Source organism: Thalassococcus sp. (genome assembly GCF_982780845.1).
Map to the genome: position 1 here is coordinate 177,945 of NZ_CEYADA010000004.1, position 22,164 is coordinate 200,108.

The window sequence follows — 22,164 nt, forward strand, 5'->3', positions numbered from 1 at the left end:
CCTATGAGTAAAGGGGACGCCCGAAAGCGCCCCCCATATTGGGGTTTATTGGAAAACCGCCGACGGATCGTCGAGGCTGTCAGAACCTTCGAATTCGATCTGGTCAAGTTCCAGCGTCGCGACAACGCGTTCAATGGATTGTGTCTGGTCGATCAGGCCGTTTACACCACCCATCACCAGCGCTTCGCCAGCGGCGTTGCCGCGTTCCAGCATCTGGTCATACGAGAAACCGGCCTCGGCTGCGGATTTGATGCGTCCCAGCGCCAGCATGGTGTTGGACAGCTTGGTCTTCATTTCGGCGTCAAGCGCGCTGTCTTTGGCCGCGACCAGATCGCTCAGCGACGGGCCGGATACCAGCGTGCCGTCGATGCGGACGTATTCGCCAAGATAGACGTTCTGGATGCCAAGGCCATCGTAGTAGTGGCTGTTGTGCGTGTTGTCCGAGAAGCAATCATGCTCTTCCTCGGGGTCGTTCAGCATCAGACCAAGGCGCATACGTTCGCCAGCCTGTTCTCCGTAAGACAGCGATCCCATGCCTGTCAGCATCGCGGCCAGACCGGCCTGTTCGTTTTCAAGCAGTGCAGTGCGCGCGTCGCCTTCGGTCGTCCACTGACCTGCGATCCATTCCAGATCGGACACCAGCAGATCGGTTGCAGCGGCTAGATACTGGGCGCGGCGGTCGCAGTTGCCGTTGGTGCAGTCGTCGCCTTGGGCGTAGTCGGTCCACGAACGGTTACCAGCACCGTCGCCATGGCCGTTCAGGTCTTGGCCCCAGAGCAGGAATTCAATCGCATGATAACCGGTCGCAACGTTCGCTTCGACACCATCAGCTTCGTGCAGTTGCTCTTCCAGCAGCGCGGGCGTGATGTTGGTTGCGTCGATCTCGGTGCCGGACAAGGTAAATGTCGGGTTGGCGACGACGTTCAGGGCGGCCAGTTGGTTTTCGTCTGTCGGACCACCATAGCCGGTGTCGACATAATCGATCAGGCCTTCGTCCAGCGGCCACGCGTTTACCTTGCCTTCCCAATCGTCAACAATTGCGTTGCCGAAACGGAAAACCTCGGTCTGTTGGTACGGAACGCGCGCGGCAAGCCAAGCAGATTTGGCAGCCTGCAGGTTTTCAGCCGAGGGCGTTGCGATCAGCGCGTCAACGGCGGCATCCAATGTGCGCGCGGCGATCAGGCTGTCTTCGTATTTTGCGGCCGCAATATCGGCATATGTGTTCAAAACGTCGGTCGCAGATTGCGCCTGTACGGCGCCAGATAGGCCCAAGGCAATCGCGGTAGTGGTCATAAATAGGCGTGTCATCAGGAAGTCCCTTTCGTCCGGCTTATTAGCTGGGACGCGTAAGAAAAAACTGCATCATCCAGCGGTCGATGAGGTTTGTCTGATTTATTTACTCAGGAATTACAATACCCAATTAAAACAATCGGAAATATTTCAGATACCCTTGATCACGATGGTGAATGACTGCCGCGCGCCGGCCGGCGGTTTGGGAAACGGTGCCGCCCTTTGAATTTGTTTGACGGCTGCGCGATCCAGTGCGTCTGAGCCTGATTTTTTGACAATCGACACCGAAGACAACCCGCCTTTATTGTTGATTTTAAACGAAACTGTCACCGATCCGCGCGCATCGGCCTCTTTGCGTTTGGCGCGCGCAATCCTGTTCATGACAAGGCCGTTATAGTTACTTTGGGCTGCATTTCCGGCTGCGGATTTTTGTGTGCCGGTGCCGCTGCTTTTGGCCTTTCCTTTGTCCGAACCTGACGCCTTACCAGCGACCGCATCCTTCTGCGCGTTGCCTTTCGGCGTGGGAATGGCCTTGGTCTTAGGCGTGTTTGTGGGCGTTTTGCGAACCGGCTTTGCGGCTTTGGCTGTCTGGGTTTCGCGCTGTTTCGGGCGAACGGATTTGACTGGCGGATCCACTGTTTCATCCGTTGCGGTCAGCGTTTGTTTCGAAGCGGGCGCAGTAAGTACGGCGTCCGGCGATGGTGCGGCCGTCAATGGTGTGTTGTGAGCCGCTATCGTTTGTTGTGCGGCACTCAGTGCTGTCGGTTCCACAGGCGCAGCTTCGGTGCGGTCGGGTTCAACTGATTGCGCTTGCGTCGGGGTATCGGCGGTAAGCGTACCTGTGACCATATCCTCAAACGTTGTTCCAAGCTTGACTTCAGCCATCCCGCCAGAGCCTTCGGTCGACGCATGTTCCTTGGGCAGCGTCACCAACGCCAAGGCACTGTGGGCGGCAAGCGCGGTGGTCAAAGCTGTGACTTTGGCCAGTTTGGTTGCTTTGCCCATCAAAGCCCCCTTTCTGTGACGATCAGAACGCGACCGGCGCCCGCTGCGCGCAGTTCGCGCCCGATCCGGACGAGCGTTTCGGCTGGCAGGTTGCGGTCAGGAATAATGCGCACCGTTGCGCGGGCCTCGTCCTTGAGGGGGGCGATATAGTCGTCCGCAGACGTGACAGCTTTGTCTTTGTGCGTCATGTCGCCGTTTTCGTGCACGACCAACGCGTCGGACGGCGCGGTGGTGTCTATGTCCGCCGTGCGCACAAGGTTCAAATCCGTGTCCAACGGCGGCGCGATGGTGCCAGCGACCAGAAAGAAGATCAGCATCAGGAACACGATGTTGATCAGCGCGATGGTCGGTTCACGCTCTTTTCGGGCATCCCTGCGTCTCATGAAGCCCCCAAGACCATGACACGCAGGGATGGCAACGGGCGCAGGGTGGCCAAGACGTCAGTAAGCCGCTGCGCCGTTACGCCTGTTTTCAGTGAAATTACGAGGGTGAGTTCCTCTTCCTCGGATCGATACGTGGCCAGCGCAGGGCCGATGCCTTGGATATCGGTCACCACACCGTTCAAGCTCAGGCTTTCCGGTTTCAGGGACAAAAAGGCAGGTGTGGTCGGGTGCGATGCCCGCCCGCTGCCTTCTGCGGCCAACTCAACCTCGGCGAAACGACTGAAGGTCGAGGACAGCATGAAAAACAGCAACAACAGAAAGATCACGTCAATCAAGGACGTCATCGACAGACGCCGTCTAAGCCGTTGCCTACGCATGCGCGTGGGCCAATTCGACGTTGGGGGCTGGTGCCGTGCCTTCGGGCGACAGTATGGTTTGCAGCGCCTTTTGTGCAAAGACCCGTTCTCGATCCATTCTGGACTCAAGCCAGCTTAGGATCAGCGCCGTTGGCATGGCGACGGCCAAACCGACAGCGGTGGTCAATAGCGCCACCCAGATACCGCCGGCCAGAAAAGAAGGGTCGACCTGAGAACCGGCCTCTTGCAGCGCCTGAAAGGCCGAAATCATGCCAAGCACGGTGCCGAACAGCCCCAAAAGCGGGGCTAGCTGCGCGACGGAATCCAGCAGCCGGAAACCGCTTTCCAGTTTCGCAAACCGTGTTTCGCTTTCCGCCTCAAGCCGCTGGGTATCTTTCTGACCTTCAATGGCCATACGCACGACCGGTGCCAGATAGCTTTTCGAGGCGGACAAAGCGGCCTGCGCTGTACTTCGGTCGCCAACATCCCATGCCTCGACGGCGGATTTCAAATGCGCGTGGCGACCAACCCCACTGGCGGCGTATTGCCAGAATTTATAGAGGCTGACGGTCGTCACCAGAATGGACAGGCCGATCATCAGCAAAACAACAGGCCCGCCCAGATCCAGAATATTTTGCAGGCTTTCGAACAGAAGGTTGATCATCCCGAGACCTCAACCGTCGTTCTGCTGGACAGATTTAATGACTGTGCGCAGGCGTCTTCAGGCAATGTCGACGCTTCGCAGGTTTCGGTGCCGTTGATCAAAAGTCTGGCGACCGACGCGCAGGTCAGGCCGGGAACAGCGAATTGCCGGACGCGCGGGCGGGCTGCGGGCAGGGTGCCGAAATCAAACAGAGTCATTTGCGCGACGCGTCCGTCAGTGTCGAACAAAACGGCCTCGTACACCGCCTTGTCGATATCGCTTTCAAACCCGTTCTCGATGACAAAGCTCATGCGGCACGCGCCGTCTACGGGATCAAGCGCGTTCAATTCGATCGAGATGTGAGGAGGCTGCGTTTCCTGAGCGACTATTGGTGTCGCGATTGAAAACAGCGCAAAGGTCAGGGCGGTGCGCCCGAATTGTACGAACATCGGTTAAGCCTGTGAATTCCGTTACGGTCTTCTGGCTGAACGCGAGTCGCTTAGCTGGATGGCGAAAATTTACCATCCAGCGCAGCAGGATTCAATACCTGATAAAAATACTCTGTATTTTATCGGGTTGTGCAGCGGGTTTTCGTAACCGGTGCCTTAACGAAGATGCGACCGCAGGAACCACGCGAATTTTTCGTGGGTCTGGCCGCGCGCGATGCACAGGTCTTCTGTCAGGGTGTCGCCGTGTTCTGCCGCAAGCTCACCAGCGCCTGCCAGTGTTTCGGCCAGCGTTTCCTGTGCCTCTTTCATCAGGCGGATCATTTCTTTGTCTTCGGGAACACCGTCGACTTCGGCCACTTTCGAGCGCTTCAGCATGCCCGCAAGGGTGCCTTCCGCATGCGCGTCCAGCGCTTTGATGCGCTCGGCGAGATCATCTTGGGCAAGGAAGTGGTCTTCGTAGATTTTCTGGAATAGGTCGTGCAGCGGTCCGAATGCCATGCCGGTGACGTTCCAGTGGAAATTCTGCGCGAGCATGGTTGTGACGGCTGTTTCCGCAACACACTGGTTCAGCGCTTCTGCGATCTGGGTGGTTGCGTCTGTGGAAAGGGATTGTGCTGTTTGGGTCATCCTGGCCTCCTGCAAAGTGTGGTTAGCTGGCTGGCGAATGGCTTGCTTGCAGCAACAATGTAGGAGCTTTGTCGGAGGGCGACAAGGTAGTTTAGAATCTTTCTAATTCCGATAAAAACCATCAACGACATTGTTCAGAAGGAACACCACATTTCTGCGCGCGTGGATCGGCACGCGGGAGTGAAGGAGAAACGTGGCGCTTGCCTGATCTTGGTTGCGTAAGGCATCGGCCAAAGCGACAAGCCATTTCTCGTCAAACGACATTTCACTTTCGCCGCGACGGTACAGAACCGGACGGCGACCCAGAGCTTGGGAAAGGCAGCGCATCAAAACATCGGCCGCTGCAGCCGAGGCGATGTTGTGATTGCCCGATAGCGCGGCGCAGGCCCCGAACAGATCGACATAACTTTTGCACCGAACATCCCGTGCCGCATGACGCAGGTGATCCAACAACGGGCTGACAGGGGCCAGTTTGGTCTGGTCCAGTTGTACCGATTGCTGAGTGCTGCGCAGTGTTCGGGGCATAGGGGTGATCCTTGTCGGGGGGCTTTGCTTTAGGCGGCTTTGTTGCCTTCGATCAGCGAGAGTTTGAATTTCTTTTTGGCTGCGCGTTTCGCAAAAGCGGCGGTCCAGTGTTTGTAGCGGCCCATAACTTCCTGCTGGGCGATCACAAGTTCAAGAAAGGCAAGGCGTTGTTTGTTTTTCTTAATTTTTTTCGAAATCGCCTTTTGGTCTTTGGTCATGGAACATCCAATACAATGACCTTCGCGCTTGAACTTGCAGACGCTGATGCAGGGGCTGGGAACTTTGGACATTGAAACCTCGCTAAGGGCAAAACAGCCCGGCTGGGATTAGTGCAGAACGCGATCGTCGGTTGCGGGGGTGATGGTTTTCGCGGCCTTGTAGTGGCGCGACATTTCCTTCATCGCTTGGCCAACCTGAGCCGCATAGATCGCGACCATTTCGGCGTGGCTCGCAGGCACCAGAAGGCTTGCGATCATTGATGCCTCGGCAAGATCACCACGGGCCGCTTCGCGAACAAGTGTTTGCAGAACGGCTTCGTCTGAACCGATGCAGTCACAGCCAAGGCCGTGGCGCACCAGCGGACGGCGCGCATGTGAACACAGGCAGGTCAGAAGGGTTTCGAACTGTTGCATCTTGGCGTGGCCTTCGGCCGAACCGTAGCAGCGGGCATAGCTGTTCCACACATCGCGTTGCCCGTCCGCGTTTTCCATCCAAAGCCGCATCGACATGATCAGATCGGCTTCCCACGGTGCGACCTCGGTCAGGCGACCGACAACCGCATTTCCAGGAATTGCAGACATCTGGGTCATTTTGTCAGGATCAGCTTGCCAGCGCGTGTGATGCGCAGAGTGTAGGATTGGCCGTCCAGCAGGATTTCTGCCTTGATGCCGTCTGTGATCAGGTCGCGCGCGTCATACACAGCGGTGCTGGTCGACTGTTGGTTTTCCTGAGGTTTGATCATGGTAGCCATCATGATTTCTTCTCCTGACCGAATGCGCCTTTGGATGCGCGTTGGAAATCGATCAGTTGTTCAAGTGCCAAGCCTTCGATGGCAGCGGCGTCTGCGTTTGACTGGATCAAATCGCGCCAACTGTTCGGGCTGGTTGAGGGGCCTTCGGACGTGTGTTCGACCACGGGTGTCATTCGGTGATCTCCTTGGGTTGCGACATCCGGGCTTCCAATGGTGGCTAGGACTGGTTGTTTTTATTTCCGACTATGTTTGTCGGGTATTGTCTTTGAGTAAATGTTTCCGATGAAAATAGTCAAGTTAATTTGTCGGGAAATTATGGAAATGCAGCATGAAAAAGAAAAAGGGCCAAAGAATTGATCTTTGGCCCCATGATGATTGGTGTTTTCGGCTGTTTACGCAGGTTGTAGGGCCGCGATCGACTGGATGGATTTGAAACCTTCAAACCGCGGCGCACCTTCGTGCAGTTTGCGTGTTTGGCCCGCACGGGCATGGGATGCGCGGAACGCATCGCTTTTGGTCCAATCACGGAAGTGGTCCTCGGTTTCCCAGACGGTGTGCGAGGCATAAAGCAGCTTACCGTCCTCTTCAGGGCCTTTCAGCATATGAAAGGCGACAAAGCCGTCCAGTTCGTTCAGGCGGCTTTCGCGCGACAGCCAAAGTTCTTCGAATTCGGCCGCGTTTTCCAGAGGAACGGTAAAGCGGTTCATGGCAAGATACATCGGTAACTCCTTGAGATGATGTGTTTATGCGGTTGCCGTATGGGGCAGGATGAAAGGTGCCTTGGTTGATGGAAGCGCCGACACACGCAGCGTGCAACCATAGGCGCGTGACAGGGTTTCGTCGTTCAGAACGTCCGTCGTGGGGCCTTCGGCAATGTTCTGGCCATCAGACAGGGCGGCCACGCGATCTGCGAAAAGCGCGGTTAGGTTCAGGTCATGCATAACAGCGATGACACCTCCGCCTGCATTTGCGAAATCCCGCGCGATTTCCATGACTTGCAGCTGATGCGCAATGTCCAGACTAGAGACGGGTTCATCCAGCAAGAGCCAGCGTGGCTGGCCGTTCAGAACGGGCACCCAGACCTGAGCCAGCACACGGGCCAGCATGACACGCTGTGCCTCGCCACCAGAGAGTTCCTGAAATGTGCGATTGGCGTAATGCGCCATCCCGACACGCGCGAGCGCCTTCATCGGGACGTCCGGATCATCCCCCGAACTGCCCGCCTGATGCCCGATCCGTACCACTTCGATCACGGTAAAGGGAAAGGCCAGTCGCGACGCCTGAGGAAGAACAGCACGTTGCGACGCCAGTTCCCAGGGTTTCAGCGCCTTGATGTTGGTGCTGTTGATCGACACCCGTCCAGTGTAGGGAAGCGAAGCTGTCATTGCGCCCAATAGTGTGGATTTGCCCGATCCGTTGGGGCCGACAATAGCCGTGACTTGGCCAGCATCAGCCGTCAGGCTGACGTCCTTTAACACTTGGGTTTTCCCGTATGAAACGCGGATGTTTCCGGCTTGGAATGTCATAGCTCAACCAGACCCCGCCGTTTCAAAAGGATCCACAAGAACACCGGCGCGCCTAGGACTGCGGTGACGATCCCGATTGGCAGTTCGGCGGGCGCGATGATGACGCGGGCAATCACATCGGCCAAGATCAGCAGCGTTGCCCCCAAAAGCGCCGAGTTCAACAGCAGCGTTCTGTGATCGGGACCTGACGCAAGGCGCAGCACGTGGGGCACGACGATGCCGATAAAACCGATCCCGCCAGATACGGCCACGGCCGCACCGGTTGCACCAGCGACCGCGAGGATCGCGATGGATTTCATTTTCTGCACATCGATCCCGATATGCGCCGCCGTCGCTTCGCCCAGCGCAAGGCCGTTCAATCCGCGCCCGAGGCACAAGGCTGTGCCGACTGAGAGTAGGATCAACGGGGCTGCGGCAAAAACCTTGGTCCAACTGGCGCCAGCCAATGAACCCATCCCCCAGAATGTCAGATCACGCAGTTGCTGGTCGTCGGCCATATACACCAGAATACCTGACACGGCCCCCGCCAAAGACCCCAGCGCAATGCCCGCCAGTAGCATTGTCGCAACCGACGTCCTGCCATGGCGTGTTGAAACGCGGTAAAGGATCAGCGTTGATCCCCAGCCCCCCAGAAAGGCGGCAAGTGAGGTCAAATGGTTACCCGCTACTGCCAAGATCGAAGCAGGCAGCAGGGCGCCCAGCACGATCGACAAAATCGCACCAAGCCCAGCGCCAGCCCCGACACCAACGATGCCGGGATCTGCCAGTGGATTTCTGAACAGGCCCTGCATGGTTGCACCAGAGACCGCCAGCGCCGATCCGACGACGACACCCATCGCCAGACGGGGCAGGCGGATATCGTAAAGAACGATTTGTTCGATATGGCTCAGCTCTTGTCCTTGGACGAGTTTAAGCAACAGCGCAGACAGGGAAACGTCAGTGGCCCCGACCTCAAGACTGGCCAGCGCGGCCAGTCCCAGTAGCAACGCAAGCACCCAATGAAGTGACCGCGCACGGTGCACGCGATCTTTGGGGGTGGCAATGACGTCGGACAAAGCGGTCATGCGTTATGCTCCGTCGTTGCTGGTGTATAGCGCTGCGTTCAACGCGCGGATTGCCTCGGCCGTGCGCGGGCCGAAGCCCAACATCAGTAGGCCGTTTAACCGGACCACCGATTGTGTGCGCGCCGCTGGTGTCAGTTGGATCGATGGCATCGCGAACAATTCGTCATTGGCTGCACCGTGATCACCGCGATCCATCATCAGAATGACATCCGGGACTGCAAGGCCAACGGCTTCGTCTGTGATCTGCTTGTAGCCTTCGTATTCGGTCACAGCATTCACGCCGCCCGCCATGCGGATAATGGCATCCGCAGCTGTACCTGTCCCGGACGCATTGATTTTGCCACCTTGCGTGGACAACACAAACATCACACGTTTCTTGCTGGCCTCAGGGCGGTTGGCATCTGCAATTGCGGCGGTCATCTTTGCCTGCACATCTTCGGCAAGAACAGCTGCGACGTGCGGAACGCCCAGCGCGTCGCCAATAATCGTGATCTTGTCCAAGATGCCCTCTGTCGTCAGCGCATCCGGCACCTGAACAAAGGTCACGTCAGCCTCTTTGATGATCTCAACGGTTTCGGGCGGGCCGGCATCATCTTCGGAAATGATCAGACTTGGCCCAACAGACAGCACGCCTTCGGGTGACAGCGCACGGATGTAACCCACATCGGGCAGGGCAGTGATTTCGGGTGGATAGGTCGAGGTCGTGTCGCGGGCCAGAAGGCGATGCTGTTGGCCCAGTGCCACCACGATTTCTGTCACCGACCCGCCAAGGGCAAGAACATCTGCCTTGGCGTCAGTGGCATTGGCTTCAAACGCGGTCAGTGACCCGAAAAGCAAGGTGGCAGCCGCCAGAAGCAGTCTGTTTTTTCGTGCGATCGTGATCATGCCAGCACCTCTTCCGCAGAAGGCAGGTTCGAGACGATTTCACCCCATGCGGCACGTGAATCGCGGCCTTCTTTTCCGACGCCGAACACTTGGAAGATCAAGCCGCCCTCGGCGTCGAATGCTTCGACAGAAACGGCTGGTCCCCGTTGCGTCGGTTTTTCAACGGCCCAAACCTCGGCCACTTTGTCCAACCGCAAATGCAGGTTAAAGCCGGGGTCCATCACGTTCTGCCAAGGCCCCATGGGGCGCAGGGTTTTGACGGGGCCTGTGTGAATCTGGATGCAGCCGCGGTTGCCGACAAATATCATCACTTCTATCCCTGCGGCTTGGACGGCGTGAAGCATGGCGTCAGCGGCAGACGGGTTCAGTTGACGCACAAAAGGCGCGCCAACGATCCGGTAGGCGCCAAGACGGTTCATTTTCAGTTTCGCGCATAGACGCATGAATTGATGCGTGTCGGTCATCTTCGACCATTCGTCGCGCATAACGTCCAGCTTGTCCAAGCGCGATTTCGCGGGCTCTGTCGGTTTGCGCGTGTCCAGCGCAATCGTGTCCGTCTGATCGTCGGATTTCAGGTCTGCGACGATCTTTTCCCACTGATCGTGGTTCGATGCGGCGCGAAGGTGGATTTTGTGAACCGCGTCTCCGGCTGCATCAAAAATCTGCAAAGAACGACGCGGTCCGTTTTCTGACGGTGTTTCGACAGCAAACGCATGCACCCAATGCGACGGGAAAATCCGCAGATCGATGCTTTCGGTCAGCGTCATCGAGGCATGGTCGCCACTGTGGTAATTCCCGTAGGTGCCGACCTTTTCGTGCACGCAGGCTTCGACCCGCGTGAGGGCCATCACATCGCCCAGTGTTTCGGCAGCGGGGATGATGAAGTCGGGATGAGACGTGATTCTGGTCGCGGTTTGACCCACGGATGAAGCGACCAGTTGCGCCTCTGTGATGCCAAGTTTGTCGGCGGCATCGCGGGCGCGCAGTTTCGTATTCTCGGCAGTAAATGCACGGATTTCGGAAGGAGAAAAGGTGGTTGGCTTGTTCATAAAGCGTCCTCGGAAGTCGAATGAGATCCGATAGCTGCGTCTGAACAAACAGGATGCGTGGCTGTCGTAAGTTACTTGACTAAATTACTAGGATAATATTAACGCTGCAACCCATCACGGCAAAGATTGTCGTTGTATCACTCACTCACTGCCGCGCCAGCCTGTGCAAGCTACGGCTTACGACGCAAAAGGATGGCGTTTATGCTTACTCATTTTTTGCGCGGTACGACCGCGCTTGTTTGCTTGTCTTTGGCGACCCCAGTCGCAGCACAGGAAGAACCCGGTTTTCTGGGCACGCTGATTTTGACGGTCGGAAAGCGCGACCTCAGCTTTGGCACCGCTTTGTCGCGTACCGTTGTGGATGAAGAGGAAATTCAGGATCGGCAGGCCAGCACGGTGGCCCAGTTGATTGACGTCGTTCCCGGTGTAACGCTGGTGAATGGCACCACGCCGCAAGGGTCCGGTATCAACATCCGTGGCTTCGGTGCGAATACGACATTCGGAACTGACCAAAAGATCGCCGTACAGATTGATGGCGCAAGTGTCGGGTCCGAAGAACTGTATCGGATCGGAACGCAGTTGTTCACCGACCCTATGTTGTACCGCGAGGTCGAAGTCCTGCGCGGCACGATCGGCAGCTTTGCCTATGGCTCTGGTATTGTTGGTGGCGTTGTAAAGCTTGAAACCAAGGATGCGTCGGATTTCACCAACGGCGAGCTGGGCTTTGCCGGCTCCGAAACCTTCGAATACGGCTCGAACGGCAATTCCAAAGTCAGCTCGACCAACCTTGCGTGGATGCCGACGGAAAAGGCCGAGTTTCTGTTGAACTACACCATGCGTGATCAGGACAACCTGAACGCTGGTGACGGGTCCGAGATCGGGAATAGCGCGTTCAACACACCGTCCTATCTGGCCAAGGGTAAATTCACCTTCGGTCAGGATGACGCCCATTCCATCGCACTCAGCCATTCGCGCACCGTCGCGGATGACAAGGATGTGCCATATGACCAGTTTGGCACCGACGGCGGTATGTTCGGGAATGTGGACCGCGTGACGGACACGTCCCAGACGACGCTGGAGTACCGCTATAACCCCGGCAATGACCTGATCGACCTGCGCGCAAACCTGTCCTATTCGGACCAGCTGATCGATCAATCCTATGTCGCGGGATCTTCGCCGTTTGAAGGCACGGGGACGTTTGCTTTCCTTGAACCTCTGGTGAATTCGGAACTGCGCTATGAAACGACCAAACTGAATGTTTCCAACCGGTCGTTGTTCCACACCGGTCAAATCGATCATGATCTGCTGGCTGGTGTCGAAGTTCAGCGCCGTGTGCGCAAGGAAAACACAGCTGCAAGCGCGCCGGGTGGCACCGATGATCGCGTGGCGCTTTATGTGATCGACGAAATGGAGATGGGAAATTTCACGATCACTCCGGCCATTCGATATGAAAAGTCGACGATCAAGGCCGCTGCCGACCTTGGCGCATATCCTGACACCTATACCGATGATGCAGTGATGGGCGGTCTGGCGATGTCCTATGACTTCAACAACGGCCTGTCAGTGTTCGGCAGCGCGGCCTACACAGTTGGCCTGCCGATCATTGACGATCTCGGGACAAGCACCACAGCCCAGCGTCGTATCGATCTGTCTGAAAAGTCGCGGACACTGGAACTGGGCGCCGAATACACGCGCAACGATCTGGTGGCTCAAGGCGATAACCTGACGGTTCGCGGCAACGTCTATCAGACAACCCTCTGGGACATCACAAGCTACAGCGTGTCAGGCTCTTCTGCTACCGAACTTGAACGTGTCGAGACCAAAGGGCTTGAGCTTGAGGCGTCTTATGGATTGCAGAGCGGGCTGTATTTCGATCTGGCCGGCCATCTTGGTGAAGGCAAAGAATACAATCCGGACGGCACATCTGCCACATGGCGCAACACGGCTGCTGATCGGGTCAATCTGACTATTGGCAAGAAGTGGAACGACAAGGTCGATCTGAGCTGGGAAATCGTGCACGCGGACGACCGTCGTGACTCGTCCGGCAACGATCTGTCCGACATCACGCTTCATAACCTGCGCACCACATGGCGCCCTGAAATCGCGTTGCTGGATGGCACCGAAGTTCGTCTGGGCATCGAGAACGTGGCAGATCTGGACTATGTCGGTCACCTGTCTTCTTCGTCCCGCAAAGCTCCGGTGCGGACGTTCAAGGTGTCTCTGACCAAATCCTTCTAAGTGGGAAAAGGAAAGCCGGGGCGGTATGCCCCGGCTTTTGACTTATTCGATCAAGCCTATTTGTTTGTAAAACGCGTTGTTGTCCCAGAAGAGATATTCCTCATCCATAACGCCGTCTTCGGTCCAGTGGCCAATGGTGGCCATCGTCAGCTTGTATGCCTTGCCAGTGGGTTCAATAAAGTGCCGTCACCCAAAGGCATTGGTTCCGAAAACGTGCCTTCAATCACACCGACAACACCTGTCCACTCACCCTGACCGATGCGGATCGGGTGCGTTTCAATGCGGGTGTCAGGGGCAAAGGTGAAGAAAGCTTTTAGGTCATCGATATGAACATCGATACCATCGGTCGTCCGACCATCCGGCCAGTGCACTTTGATATCCTGTGCGTGGCTTTCATGCAGGCGGTCCCATCGCTGATTTGAAAAGACCTCGAAGTCCAGTGTGTCGAAAGTCTCTAGGTTCTTTTCGATGCGGGCTTCTGTCGCTTGGTATTGCGCCAGCTCAGCCAATGCCGCGGCCACGGCTGCGTTGTCTTCAGCCAAAGCGGGGAAGGCGGAAATTGTTGCGACGACGGCCCCAGAGAGGAGTGTGGAAAAACGTGTCATTGTCTGTTGTCCTTATGTTGTTCGTCTGTGTTCAGTGACGATGAGGACAACCTAGGTTTTGATTTTTGCTGCGAAAATGTTGAAGTTATTGTATCAATTTCAATAATTCATTCCTAATTGGCGTGTATGGTCAGGAAATAGGCAACCAGAGGAAACCGTTCATAATCCACCGGTATTGCGGTTTTTCTGATGGGCGATTTGCCACAAGTGCCAGTAATCATTTGTATTTTAAAAGTGTGATGTGTGGCGACGCGAAATGGATCCTTCCAGGTTCAGGTTTACCCAAGGGAAGTTTGGTGTCGCTTTGATCACAATGAATGGAATTTCTTGGTTACTTATTTGGCAGTGATTGGTGTTTTTTCGACCCGCCTAGTAAGATGGTTTCATAAATTAACGATTTTATGACGCGCTTTCAGATTTTCACGAATTTCAATCGAAACAGAATGCGCGCAAAGGGATAGTCAAAAAGGCTAAGGATGCGCATGTTTGTAGTGTCAATTTTTGTCCTTTTAATTCTTGTCATCGTCGGCCTTTTCACATGGCGACAGGCTGATCGACGTGCCGATGCGACCGAGATTGAAAGGTTGCTCGAATTCCAGCCTGACCGGCCTGAGTTTTTCTCGGCTGATATGGTCGAAGGCCTTCCGGAACCGGCCCAACGTTTTCTGACTTTCGCCATTCGCGAAGGAACTCCTCTTTATACGGTGGCCTATTTGGAAATGAGCGGGCAGTTCGGCTTGGGCGATAAAACCACACCGAAATACATCCCGATGTTTGCCAAGCAGGTTCTGGCCGCGCCGGAAGGTTTTGTTTGGGAAATGGACAGCACCGAAGGATCCCCTTCGATCAGCGGATCTGACAGTGGGACATGGACACGGTTTTGGTTGGCAGGTCTCATTCCTGTGGCACGAGCAGGGGGCACGCAAGATCACCGGCGATCCGCATTCGGGCGTTATGTGGCAGAAGCGATCTTTTGGACACCGGCCGCCGTCTTGCCAGGTGAAGGCATCACATGGGACGCCCCATCGCCCAACGTTGCCCGTTTGACCATGCGCAAGGGCGATCTAGAACAGGCCGTTGATATCACAGTTGATCCCGACGGGCGGCCGCGCAAGGTGGAAATGGAACGCTGGACCAACGCCAATAAGCGCAAAAAATATCAGCTGCAGCCTTTTGGTGGGTACCTATCAAACTTCCAAGAATTCGAAGGGTTCGTTCTGCCGTTGCATGTCGAGGCAGGCAATCACTTCGGCACGGAGGAATATTTTCCGTTTTTCTTTGCCGACGTAAGCCAGATTACATTCCCGAGATAAGCTAAGCTTCAAGCCAGTCTATGTGCATTTCGACCTGTAATTGCCTGATTTTCCAGCACTGAAGGCTTTGTGAACTCTTTGATCATCTTCTCATTTGCGTTGCACTGACCGCTTTGGTTGACTGAAACGGTAATTGTGATCTGGGGGTCTTCATGCGCCTGAAAAACCGAGTTTGCCTTGCGCTTTCGTGCCTTCTATCGGCGGCTCTGCCCGCTGTCGCAAACGAGCCCGACGATTTCGAAGACCGAGAGCGCGCCTTTCTGCTGTCCAACCCTGAGGTCATAGTAGAAGCCTTGGACGTCTTGATGCAACGCGAAGCGCAACAGGCCGTGGTTCAGACGCTGTCGAACTATCCCGAACTGTTCACGGATGCGCCGAGTTTGGGTCTGGGGGCCGAGGATGCGCCAATCCGTGTGGTCGAGTTTTTCGACTATAAATGTGTGCCCTGCAAAGCGATGCACGACCCGCTGAAATCGTTGGTTCAGAAAAATCCAAACATACGCATCGAAATGCGCCATTTGCCCATTTTGTCGCCCGGATCAGAGCGCGCAGCGCGGTTTGCGTTTACCGTTTCCGCTGTGGCCGGGAAAAAGGCCTATGCGGACGTTCACGATGATCTCTGGGCAATCCGGGGGCCTTTGAATATTGCCGCGTTCGAACGGATTGCAGCGGATCATGATCTGGATTTTCAGGCTATCGCTGACATGATGGACAGCGCTGAAATCAGTCAGCGCATTTCGCTGAACCGGGATGTGGCGATTGCCTTGGAAATCCTTGGAACGCCAGCATTCATCACGCCCAAAACGGTGAACGTCGGCCAGTCCGATGTCGACGAACTGGCCAAGGTCTGGCTTAGTCAATAAAGGCCTTTTCGACCACAAAATGCTTTGGGTCCGAATTTGCGCCTTCTTGCAAGCCATGGGCTTCGCATAGCGCCATGATGTCTTTGTTCAGCGCGAGATTACCGCAAACCATGACACGATCGGTTTCAGGTGCCCATGCAGGGACATCCAGCGCTTTGAAAACGCGACCATCGCGGATGTGGTCGCTGATGCGTCCCTCGATCCCGGACGGCTCGCGCGTTGTGGTCGGATAGTACTTCAGCTTGTCACCAACCAGTTCGCCAATCAGCGGGTCTTCTGGCAAGGCGTCGACAATTTCAGCCCCGTAGGCCAATTCGCCTTTGGTCCGGCAGGTGTGCGCCAGAATGACCTGATCATAGCATTCCCATGTCTCCGGATCGCGCAAAAGCGACGCGAAAGGCGCGATACCTGTGCCAGTGCAAATCATCCAAAGCCGTTTTCCGGGAAGAAGCGCATCAAGAACCAAGGTGCCGACCGGTTTGGGGCGCAAAATAATCTGATCGCCTTCCTCAATTTTTTGCAGGCGGGATGTAAGGGGGCCGTCGGGTACTTTGATCGAATAGAATTCAAGTTCGTCATCCCAAGACGGCGACGCAATGGAATAGGCCCTCAAAAGCGGTTTCCCATCGTCCTTCAAAAGCCCGATCATGACGAATTCACCGGACCTGAAGCGCAACGATTGCGGGCGCGTCACCCGAAAGGAAAACAGCGTGTCGGTCCAGTGGTGCACAGAGGTTACCGTCTGCGCATCCGGCATGATTTTCTGCGCTTTGGTGGCAAGTGTTTCGGAATGTGGTGCTGCGTCCATATCAAGCGGCCTCGGCAGGTTTTTCGGAGAAATGTGTATCGAGTTTGCCTGGCGTTCCATCCAGGTCTTCGGCGGATGGCAACGGCTCTTTCGCCTCGACAATGACCGGCCACAGTTCCGAGTATTTGCGGTTAAAATCGATCCACTTTTCCATATCCGGTTCGGTGTCGGCCCGAATGGCATCGGCGGGGCATTCCGGTTCGCAGACGCCGCAATCAATGCATTCGTCCGGATGGATAACCAGCATGTTTTCGCCTTCGTAAAAGCAGTCAACGGGGCAGACGGAAACGCAATCGGTGTACTTACAGGCGATACAGTTGTCGGTGACGACAAAGGTCATGGCAGGGTCCTTTTTTCAGTTTTCTTTTGTCTGCCGCAGTGCAGCGGGACCTGTCCGTCAACTAATTGCTATTTCCGATTCTGATGCTGTCGCAGGCTGGTCTCATCAACAAAGTGAGACACGTGATGATCAACACAATGGATGCCACCCCCGACGCGCAGAACCTTGCTGTGTCATGGGAAGACGGAACCTCATCAACCCTGCCTGCCCATTTTTTGCGCGCCGAGGCTATGGATGCCTTTTCACGTCGTGAACGGATTGATCATGGATCTGTGAAGGTCGCGAATGGCATTGAAATTACAGGTGTTTTTCCTGTCGGAGGTTATGGCGTGAATATCCATTTCTCGGACGGACACGATAAAGCGATCTACCCGTTTTCCCTTCTTCGCGATCTTTCCGACCGCTTTGACAAGTAATTGACATTGGGCCGCTGCGCTGCGGCGCAAACTCAAAAACAGCCAGATGGAGAGTCGAGCAATGGATGAAATACGAGACGGCCTGACACAGATCGACTGCGATATTCTAGTGATCGGTGGCGGTACTGCCGGCCCGATGGCCGCGCTGAAAGCAAAGCGCAAAAACCCCAACGCAAACGTGGTTCTTTTGGATAAGGCGAACGTCAAGCGGTCGGGCGCGATTTCGATGGGTATGGACGGGCTGAACAACTCGGTCATTCCGGGCTATGCCACGCCGGAACAGTACACCAAGGAAATCACCATCGCCAACGACGGCATCTGCGATCAGGCGGCGGTCTATCGCTATGCGCAGGAATGCTACGGGATCATTCAGGAACTGGATGAATTCGGGATCCGCTTTCAGAAAGATCAGAACGGTGAATACGATGTGAAAAAGGTGCACCACATCGGCACTTATGTTCTGCCGATGCCCAACGGTGATACCGTGAAAAAGGCGCTGTATCGCCAACTGCGAAAGGCCCGCATCCAGATTGTAAACCGTTACATGGCGACACGTCTGCTGACAGGCGAAGGCCGTATTGCCGGTGCGATCTGCGTCAACACGCGTACGGCAGAGTTTCTGGTGGTGCGCGCCAAGGCCGTCATCATGGGGCTGGGCGCTGCTGGTCGCTTAGGCCTGCCGACGTCTGGATACCTGTACGGAACCTATGAGAACGCGTCGAATTCAGGTGAAGGTTATGCCATGGCGTATCATGCCGGGGCAGGGCTCGCGAACCTTGAATGCTATCAGATCAATCCGCTGATCAAGGACTACAACGGTCCGGCCTGTGCCTATGTGGCGGGGCCGATGGGCGGCTACACCGCGAATGCCAAGGGCGAGCGGTTTATCGAATGCGATTACTGGTCCGGCCAGATGATGCAGGAATTCTTTGATGAACTGCAGGGTGGCAAAGGGCCGGTGTATCTGAAGCTGAACCACTTGGCCGAAGAGACAATCAGCGAGATCGAGCGCGTTCTTCACATCGTTGAACGTCCGACACGGGGACATTTCCATGCAGGTCGAGGCACCGATTATCGCAAGCAGATGATCGAAATGCACATTTCAGAAATCGGGTTCTGTTCGGGTCACTCGGCAAGCGGTGTGTTTGTCGATGAACATGCGCGCACAACGATCCCCGGCCTGTACGCTGCGGGCGATATGGCCAATGTTCCGCATAACTACATGCTGGGCGCATTCACCAACGGTGCCTTTGCCGGTCTGGATGCGGCGGACTTTATCGCGGACGTCGATTTCGCGAGCTTCGATGAGGGCGAAGTTGTCGCCGAACAAGCGCGTGTTCTGGCACCCACCAAACGCGATGACGGCATTCCGCCGAACCAGATCGAATACAAAACACGTCGTTTGGTGAATGACTACCTTCAGCCGCCCAAAGTAACCGCCAAAATGGAGCTGGCACAGCAGCGGTTCGAAGAGGTCCGCGAGGACATGGAGCAGGGCATGTATGTTCGTGACGCCCATGAGCTGATGCGTTCGCTCGAAGCGTCGTCGATCCTTGACTGCGCGGATATGGCGGCGGCCGCGTCACTCTATCGGACAGAAAGCCGCTGGGGCCTTTATCACAACCGCGTCGAGTACGAACGCGATGATGAAAACTGGTTCTGCCACACCATCCTGACAAAGGGTGACGATGGAAAGCCCGCGCACAGCAAGAAAGCTGTTCAGCCTTACGTTGTCGAAATCGCTGATGACGAAAAAGACGCCTACTACAACCAGCGCGTCGACGCGACGGTTGCTGCAGAATAAGAAGGAAAATCAATGCCTCTCGCTCAAACCGCCACCACTGTTCCGGTCGTCGTCAACGATGATCTTTGCATCGCTGACAAGGGCTGTACCGTTTGCGTCGATGTCTGTCCTCTGGATGTTTTGCGCATCGCTGAAAAGGCTGACGGCAGCAAGACTGCATACATGAAATACGATGAATGCTGGTACTGCATGCCCTGCGAGGCCGACTGTCCCACTGGGGCTGTCACCGTAAACCTTCCCTATCTGCTGAAGTGAGCACCGACATGAGCGCACTTTTTGAAGAATTCGACGACATTGCCGATCTGGCCGAAGGTCTGGACGATCCCTCTGCTGGGGCCCGCATTATGGCTGTAATGGAGCTGGCCGACAGCGCCGATCCTGCTGCGATCCCTTATCTCGCGCGGGCCATTTCAGACAGCGATGCAGGTGTCCGCAAACAGGCGGCGCAGGCGTTGACCGATTTTGACGGTCCGGAAACGGCAGCGGCGCTGGTCACTGCTTTGTCCGACAGTGAAGCTGACGTGATCGCAGCGGCTGCGGTCAGTCTGACGGAATTGAAAGACCCCGCAGCAGGGGATGCGATCCTGCCTCATCTTGATGATCAGGATGAAGTCCGCCTGACAGCCTTGCTGGCCGGTATCAAGGAATTGCGCCGTCCCGAGGCATTGGCACCGGCAATCGCAGCGCTTGCGCATGCATCGCCCAGTGTCCGGATGCAGGCGGTGGGTGTTATCGGTTGGTTGCAGCAGGAAACATCCTTGCCGGCATTGCGCAGTGCAACGCAGGATAAAGATGTAAATGTGCGCCGTACCGCATTGTCTGCTTTGGGTTTTTCGAAATCGGCCTCTGCGCAGGAAACGCTTGTTGATGGTCTGAAAGATCCCGAATGGCTGGCGCGCGAAGCTGCGGCTGAAACGCTGGCGAAATCCGGTGACGACAGCTGTATCGCGGCGTTGCGTGCTGTTTTGGATGACGAATACTGGCAGGTGCGTCTAAAGGCCGTTCGGTCCTTGGGTAAACTGGGGGCATCCGAAGCCGCGCTTCAGATTGCGCCGATGATGGACATTCCTGTTCCCAACCTACGCAAGGAATGTGCCGCAGTTCTTGGGGAACTGGCGGTCGCGGAAACGGCACCATTCCTTGAAAAATATGCGGACGACAGTGATCCTGATGTACGCAAAAACGTGCGTTGGGCGCTTGAGAAAATTGCCGCCTAAACCGGCCTGAAACGGCTGAAAAATCCAACAGTTTGAACGTCTCTCGGAGTAGTGTCCGGGAGGCGTATTTTTGCCCCAAGAAGTTGTTTTAAATTATTGATTATAAACGATATTAAAGTTTGTGCGATTCTGGATTCAGGCATCTTTTCTCCGGTGATAAAGCACCCAAAACCAACTTTTTACGCTCATTTTATTTGCATATCATGTTTTCGCTCTGATTTCGCATAGAGCGCCTTTTACACAGGCCAGTTTCACGCCGGATACTGTCGTTGGGTTTGTAAGCCATTTGCCCGATACGACAGGAGAGAAGCTATGAAACATATCCTCAAAAGCGCGTTTCTCGCTACCGCGCTCGTTCCCCTTGCTTCGGCCGCCATGGCCGAAAAAATCAGCATCGCTATTGGGCACCAGTCCATGTGCACCGACACATACACTGCTGGTATCATCATCAAAGAACTTGGACTGCTGGAGAAATATCTGCCGACAGACGGCAAGTATGCCGATGCCGACTATGATGTCAGCTGGGCTGACTACAGTTCTGGTGGACCCATCACCAACCAGATGATGGCGAATAAGCTGAACATCGGCGTGATGGGGGACTACCCGCTGATCGTGAACGGCGCGAAGTTCCAGGAAACAGAAAGTCTGCGGTCCATCTCTGTGGCGGGCACAGGCTATAACCTGAAAGGGTCCGGCAACGCGATTGTTGTGCCCGTCGACAGCGACATCTATTCGATCGACCAGTTAAAGGGCAAAGACGTGTCCACGCCGGTTGGCTCTGCCGCGTGGGGCATGTTGCTGAAAGCGATGCAGGACAACGGCATTCCCACAGGGGAATACGGGTTGAAAAACCAAAGCCCAGCAGTGGGTGCGGCCAATATCGCCGCTGGCAAGATCGACGCGCACTCTGATTTCTGCCCATGGTCCGAAATCATGGAATTCCGTGGTACAGGCCGAAAAATCTATGACGGGTCGGAAACCGGTGTTCCTTACCTTCACGGCGTTGTTGTCCGCGAAGACTTTGCTAAGGAATATCCCGAAGTCATCGAAGCCTTCCTGAAGGCCGTCATCGAAGCCGGTGACTGGATCCGCGAAGATCCGATGCGTGCTGTGACCGAAATGGAAGGTTGGACAGGCGTCGAGAAAGAAGTTCTGTACCTCTATTTCTCGGAAGGCGGCCACCTGACGCTTGAACCGACGATCAAACAGGCGTGGGTTGATGCGCTGAAGTTCAACCATGGCGTTCTGGTCAAGGAAAAGGCGATCCCGCCGCTCGATTTCGATGCGTGGATTACCGAAGACTACATCAAGGCGGCCTATGCCGATATGGGCTTGGATTACGAGGCGGACAAAGCCGTCGTGGTTGATCCGGCAGAAGCCAACATGGGTCTTCCGATGGAAATCTGGCATGCGCGTGATGGTGTGTCGACATATCCGACAATGCCCGACTTCCTGACGGCGGTCGCAGCGATGAACGGCACCGGTGCCAAGCTGAACGCCACCTATGTCTATGACATCGAAACCGGCCTGAAGCTGTTTGGGAAAACCGCGTTCTGGGTCAAGGCGGGCGATGAATACGCAACCTTCCTGCGCAAAGGCGAAGCCGAGGCCTATGCCGCTGCGAACAGTGGGGCTGTCATCACCTTTGACGAAGCCATTGCGGATTTCGTGACCGAAGGCTGATCCAACCTTTGTTTGAAAAGGGTCGGGGCGCACATTCTGTGGTGTGCCCCGGCGAACTGAAAGCCAGACGGAGGCACGCCCATGGCGACCGCACTCAAAACTCAA

At 55.7% G+C, this 22,164-nt stretch carries 28 protein-coding genes; 8 read left to right on the forward strand and 20 right to left on the reverse strand.

Going from position 1 to position 22,164, the window contains the following annotated elements; all coding sequences use genetic code 11:
* Positions 1 to 45 precede the first annotated feature (45 nt).
* The 17 genes from AC4FIA_RS06385 to AC4FIA_RS06465 all read right to left on the reverse strand — a co-directional run bounded on the left by AC4FIA_RS06385 (position 46) and on the right by AC4FIA_RS06465 (position 10,772).
* A complete protein-coding gene (locus tag AC4FIA_RS06385) occupies positions 46 to 1,308 on the reverse strand; it encodes an imelysin family protein (RefSeq protein ID WP_490365147.1) in 1,263 nt (420 codons plus the stop codon).
* Positions 1,309 to 1,440: 132 nt separating this feature from the next.
* Complete coding sequence (tolA, locus tag AC4FIA_RS06390) at positions 1,441 to 2,295, reverse strand: cell envelope integrity protein TolA (protein WP_490365148.1); 855 nt, start codon at positions 2,293 to 2,295, stop codon at positions 1,441 to 1,443.
* Complete coding sequence (locus tag AC4FIA_RS06395; protein ID WP_490365149.1) at positions 2,295 to 2,678, reverse strand: ExbD/TolR family protein; 384 nt, start codon at positions 2,676 to 2,678, stop codon at positions 2,295 to 2,297. Before AC4FIA_RS06395 ends, tolA begins: the two co-directional genes overlap by 1 nt.
* Complete coding sequence (locus AC4FIA_RS06400) at positions 2,675 to 3,055, reverse strand: biopolymer transporter ExbD (RefSeq protein WP_490365150.1); 381 nt, start codon at positions 3,053 to 3,055, stop codon at positions 2,675 to 2,677. Before AC4FIA_RS06400 ends, AC4FIA_RS06395 begins: the two co-directional genes overlap by 4 nt.
* Complete coding sequence (locus tag AC4FIA_RS06405; protein ID WP_490365151.1) at positions 3,048 to 3,698, reverse strand: MotA/TolQ/ExbB proton channel family protein; 651 nt, start codon at positions 3,696 to 3,698, stop codon at positions 3,048 to 3,050. The genes AC4FIA_RS06400 and AC4FIA_RS06405 overlap by 8 nt, the downstream gene beginning before the upstream one ends.
* Positions 3,695 to 4,126: a hypothetical protein gene (locus AC4FIA_RS06410; RefSeq protein ID WP_490365152.1), complete on the reverse strand. Its 432-nt coding sequence runs from the start codon at positions 4,124 to 4,126 to the stop codon at positions 3,695 to 3,697. Before AC4FIA_RS06410 ends, AC4FIA_RS06405 begins: the two co-directional genes overlap by 4 nt.
* A gap of 156 nt (positions 4,127 to 4,282) precedes the next feature.
* Entirely contained in the window at positions 4,283 to 4,753 is a 471-nt protein-coding gene (locus AC4FIA_RS06415; RefSeq protein ID WP_490365153.1) for a Dps family protein, read from the reverse strand.
* A 102-nt stretch (positions 4,754 to 4,855) separates the two neighbouring features.
* Positions 4,856 to 5,278, reverse strand: a complete 423-nt coding sequence (locus tag AC4FIA_RS06420) for a hypothetical protein (protein WP_490365154.1) — start codon at positions 5,276 to 5,278, stop codon at positions 4,856 to 4,858.
* 29 nt (positions 5,279 to 5,307) lie between these two features.
* Positions 5,308 to 5,568, reverse strand: a complete 261-nt coding sequence (locus tag AC4FIA_RS06425) for a DUF1289 domain-containing protein (protein ID WP_490365155.1) — start codon at positions 5,566 to 5,568, stop codon at positions 5,308 to 5,310.
* Between the two features lie 36 nt (positions 5,569 to 5,604).
* Positions 5,605 to 6,078: a hypothetical protein gene (locus tag AC4FIA_RS06430; protein WP_490365156.1), complete on the reverse strand. Its 474-nt coding sequence runs from the start codon at positions 6,076 to 6,078 to the stop codon at positions 5,605 to 5,607.
* Positions 6,079 to 6,083: 5 nt separating this feature from the next.
* Complete coding sequence (gene hemP, locus AC4FIA_RS06435) at positions 6,084 to 6,248, reverse strand: hemin uptake protein HemP (protein ID WP_103910310.1); 165 nt, start codon at positions 6,246 to 6,248, stop codon at positions 6,084 to 6,086.
* On the reverse strand, positions 6,248 to 6,421 hold the full coding sequence (locus tag AC4FIA_RS06440; protein ID WP_287474968.1) for a hypothetical protein: 174 nt from the start codon (positions 6,419 to 6,421) through the stop codon (positions 6,248 to 6,250). Before AC4FIA_RS06440 ends, hemP begins: the two co-directional genes overlap by 1 nt.
* Positions 6,422 to 6,640: 219 nt before the next feature.
* Positions 6,641 to 6,967 carry a heme-degrading protein HmuQ gene (gene hmuQ, locus AC4FIA_RS06445; protein WP_490365157.1) on the reverse strand — a complete coding sequence of 109 codons (327 nt, stop codon included), beginning with the start codon at positions 6,965 to 6,967 and terminating at the stop codon, positions 6,641 to 6,643.
* 24 nt (positions 6,968 to 6,991) lie between these two features.
* Positions 6,992 to 7,774, reverse strand: coding sequence for a heme ABC transporter ATP-binding protein (locus AC4FIA_RS06450; RefSeq protein WP_490365158.1), 783 nt, complete (start codon positions 7,772 to 7,774; stop codon positions 6,992 to 6,994).
* Complete coding sequence (locus AC4FIA_RS06455; RefSeq protein ID WP_490365159.1) at positions 7,771 to 8,838, reverse strand: FecCD family ABC transporter permease; 1,068 nt, start codon at positions 8,836 to 8,838, stop codon at positions 7,771 to 7,773. Before AC4FIA_RS06455 ends, AC4FIA_RS06450 begins: the two co-directional genes overlap by 4 nt.
* 3 nt (positions 8,839 to 8,841) lie before the next feature.
* Complete coding sequence (locus AC4FIA_RS06460; protein WP_490365160.1) at positions 8,842 to 9,723, reverse strand: heme/hemin ABC transporter substrate-binding protein; 882 nt, start codon at positions 9,721 to 9,723, stop codon at positions 8,842 to 8,844.
* Positions 9,720 to 10,772, reverse strand: coding sequence for a hemin-degrading factor (locus AC4FIA_RS06465; protein WP_490365161.1), 1,053 nt, complete (start codon positions 10,770 to 10,772; stop codon positions 9,720 to 9,722). Before AC4FIA_RS06465 ends, AC4FIA_RS06460 begins: the two co-directional genes overlap by 4 nt.
* A 201-nt stretch (positions 10,773 to 10,973) precedes the next feature.
* Between AC4FIA_RS06465 and AC4FIA_RS06470 the strand changes: the two genes are divergently transcribed.
* The gene (locus AC4FIA_RS06470) at positions 10,974 to 13,010 is read left to right on the forward strand and encodes a TonB-dependent receptor domain-containing protein (RefSeq protein WP_490365162.1); all 2,037 of its coding nucleotides are present in this window, start codon (positions 10,974 to 10,976) and stop codon (positions 13,008 to 13,010) included.
* Between the two features lie 146 nt (positions 13,011 to 13,156).
* Here AC4FIA_RS06470 and AC4FIA_RS06475 read toward each other — a convergent pair whose 3' ends face one another.
* Positions 13,157 to 13,615: a hypothetical protein gene (locus AC4FIA_RS06475; protein ID WP_490365163.1), complete on the reverse strand. Its 459-nt coding sequence runs from the start codon at positions 13,613 to 13,615 to the stop codon at positions 13,157 to 13,159.
* 482 nt (positions 13,616 to 14,097) lie between these two features.
* Here AC4FIA_RS06475 and AC4FIA_RS06480 point away from each other — a divergent pair, with 482 nt between their 5' ends.
* Entirely contained in the window at positions 14,098 to 14,928 is an 831-nt protein-coding gene (locus AC4FIA_RS06480; protein ID WP_490365164.1) for a DUF6544 family protein, read from the forward strand.
* Between the two features lie 152 nt (positions 14,929 to 15,080).
* The gene (locus tag AC4FIA_RS06485; RefSeq protein ID WP_490365165.1) at positions 15,081 to 15,791 is read left to right on the forward strand and encodes a DsbA family protein; all 711 of its coding nucleotides are present in this window, start codon (positions 15,081 to 15,083) and stop codon (positions 15,789 to 15,791) included.
* On the opposite strand, the gene AC4FIA_RS06490 is transcribed toward AC4FIA_RS06485, so the two are convergent.
* Both AC4FIA_RS06490 and fdxA read right to left on the reverse strand, forming a co-directional pair.
* A complete protein-coding gene (locus AC4FIA_RS06490) occupies positions 15,781 to 16,599 on the reverse strand; it encodes a ferredoxin--NADP reductase (protein WP_490365166.1) in 819 nt (272 codons plus the stop codon). The two genes, AC4FIA_RS06485 and AC4FIA_RS06490, sit on opposite strands and share 11 nt — an antisense overlap.
* Before the next feature lies 1 nt (position 16,600).
* Entirely contained in the window at positions 16,601 to 16,939 is a 339-nt protein-coding gene (fdxA, locus tag AC4FIA_RS06495) for a ferredoxin FdxA (RefSeq protein ID WP_103909793.1), read from the reverse strand.
* 125 nt (positions 16,940 to 17,064) lie between these two features.
* Between fdxA and AC4FIA_RS06500 the strand changes: the two genes are divergently transcribed.
* From AC4FIA_RS06500 to AC4FIA_RS06520, 5 genes are all read left to right on the forward strand, one after another.
* Complete coding sequence (locus AC4FIA_RS06500; RefSeq protein WP_490365167.1) at positions 17,065 to 17,355, forward strand: DUF971 domain-containing protein; 291 nt, start codon at positions 17,065 to 17,067, stop codon at positions 17,353 to 17,355.
* A 61-nt stretch (positions 17,356 to 17,416) separates the two neighbouring features.
* Complete coding sequence (locus AC4FIA_RS06505) at positions 17,417 to 19,159, forward strand: fumarate reductase/succinate dehydrogenase flavoprotein subunit (protein ID WP_490365168.1); 1,743 nt, start codon at positions 17,417 to 17,419, stop codon at positions 19,157 to 19,159.
* Between the two features lie 12 nt (positions 19,160 to 19,171).
* Positions 19,172 to 19,414 carry a 4Fe-4S dicluster domain-containing protein gene (locus AC4FIA_RS06510; RefSeq protein WP_103909795.1) on the forward strand — a complete coding sequence of 81 codons (243 nt, stop codon included), beginning with the start codon at positions 19,172 to 19,174 and terminating at the stop codon, positions 19,412 to 19,414.
* An 8-nt stretch (positions 19,415 to 19,422) separates the two neighbouring features.
* On the forward strand, positions 19,423 to 20,376 hold the full coding sequence (locus AC4FIA_RS06515) for a HEAT repeat domain-containing protein (protein WP_490365169.1): 954 nt from the start codon (positions 19,423 to 19,425) through the stop codon (positions 20,374 to 20,376).
* Between the two features lie 312 nt (positions 20,377 to 20,688).
* Positions 20,689 to 22,059, forward strand: coding sequence for an ABC transporter substrate-binding protein (locus AC4FIA_RS06520; RefSeq protein ID WP_490365170.1), 1,371 nt, complete (start codon positions 20,689 to 20,691; stop codon positions 22,057 to 22,059).
* The last annotated feature ends 105 nt before the right edge of the window (positions 22,060 to 22,164 follow it).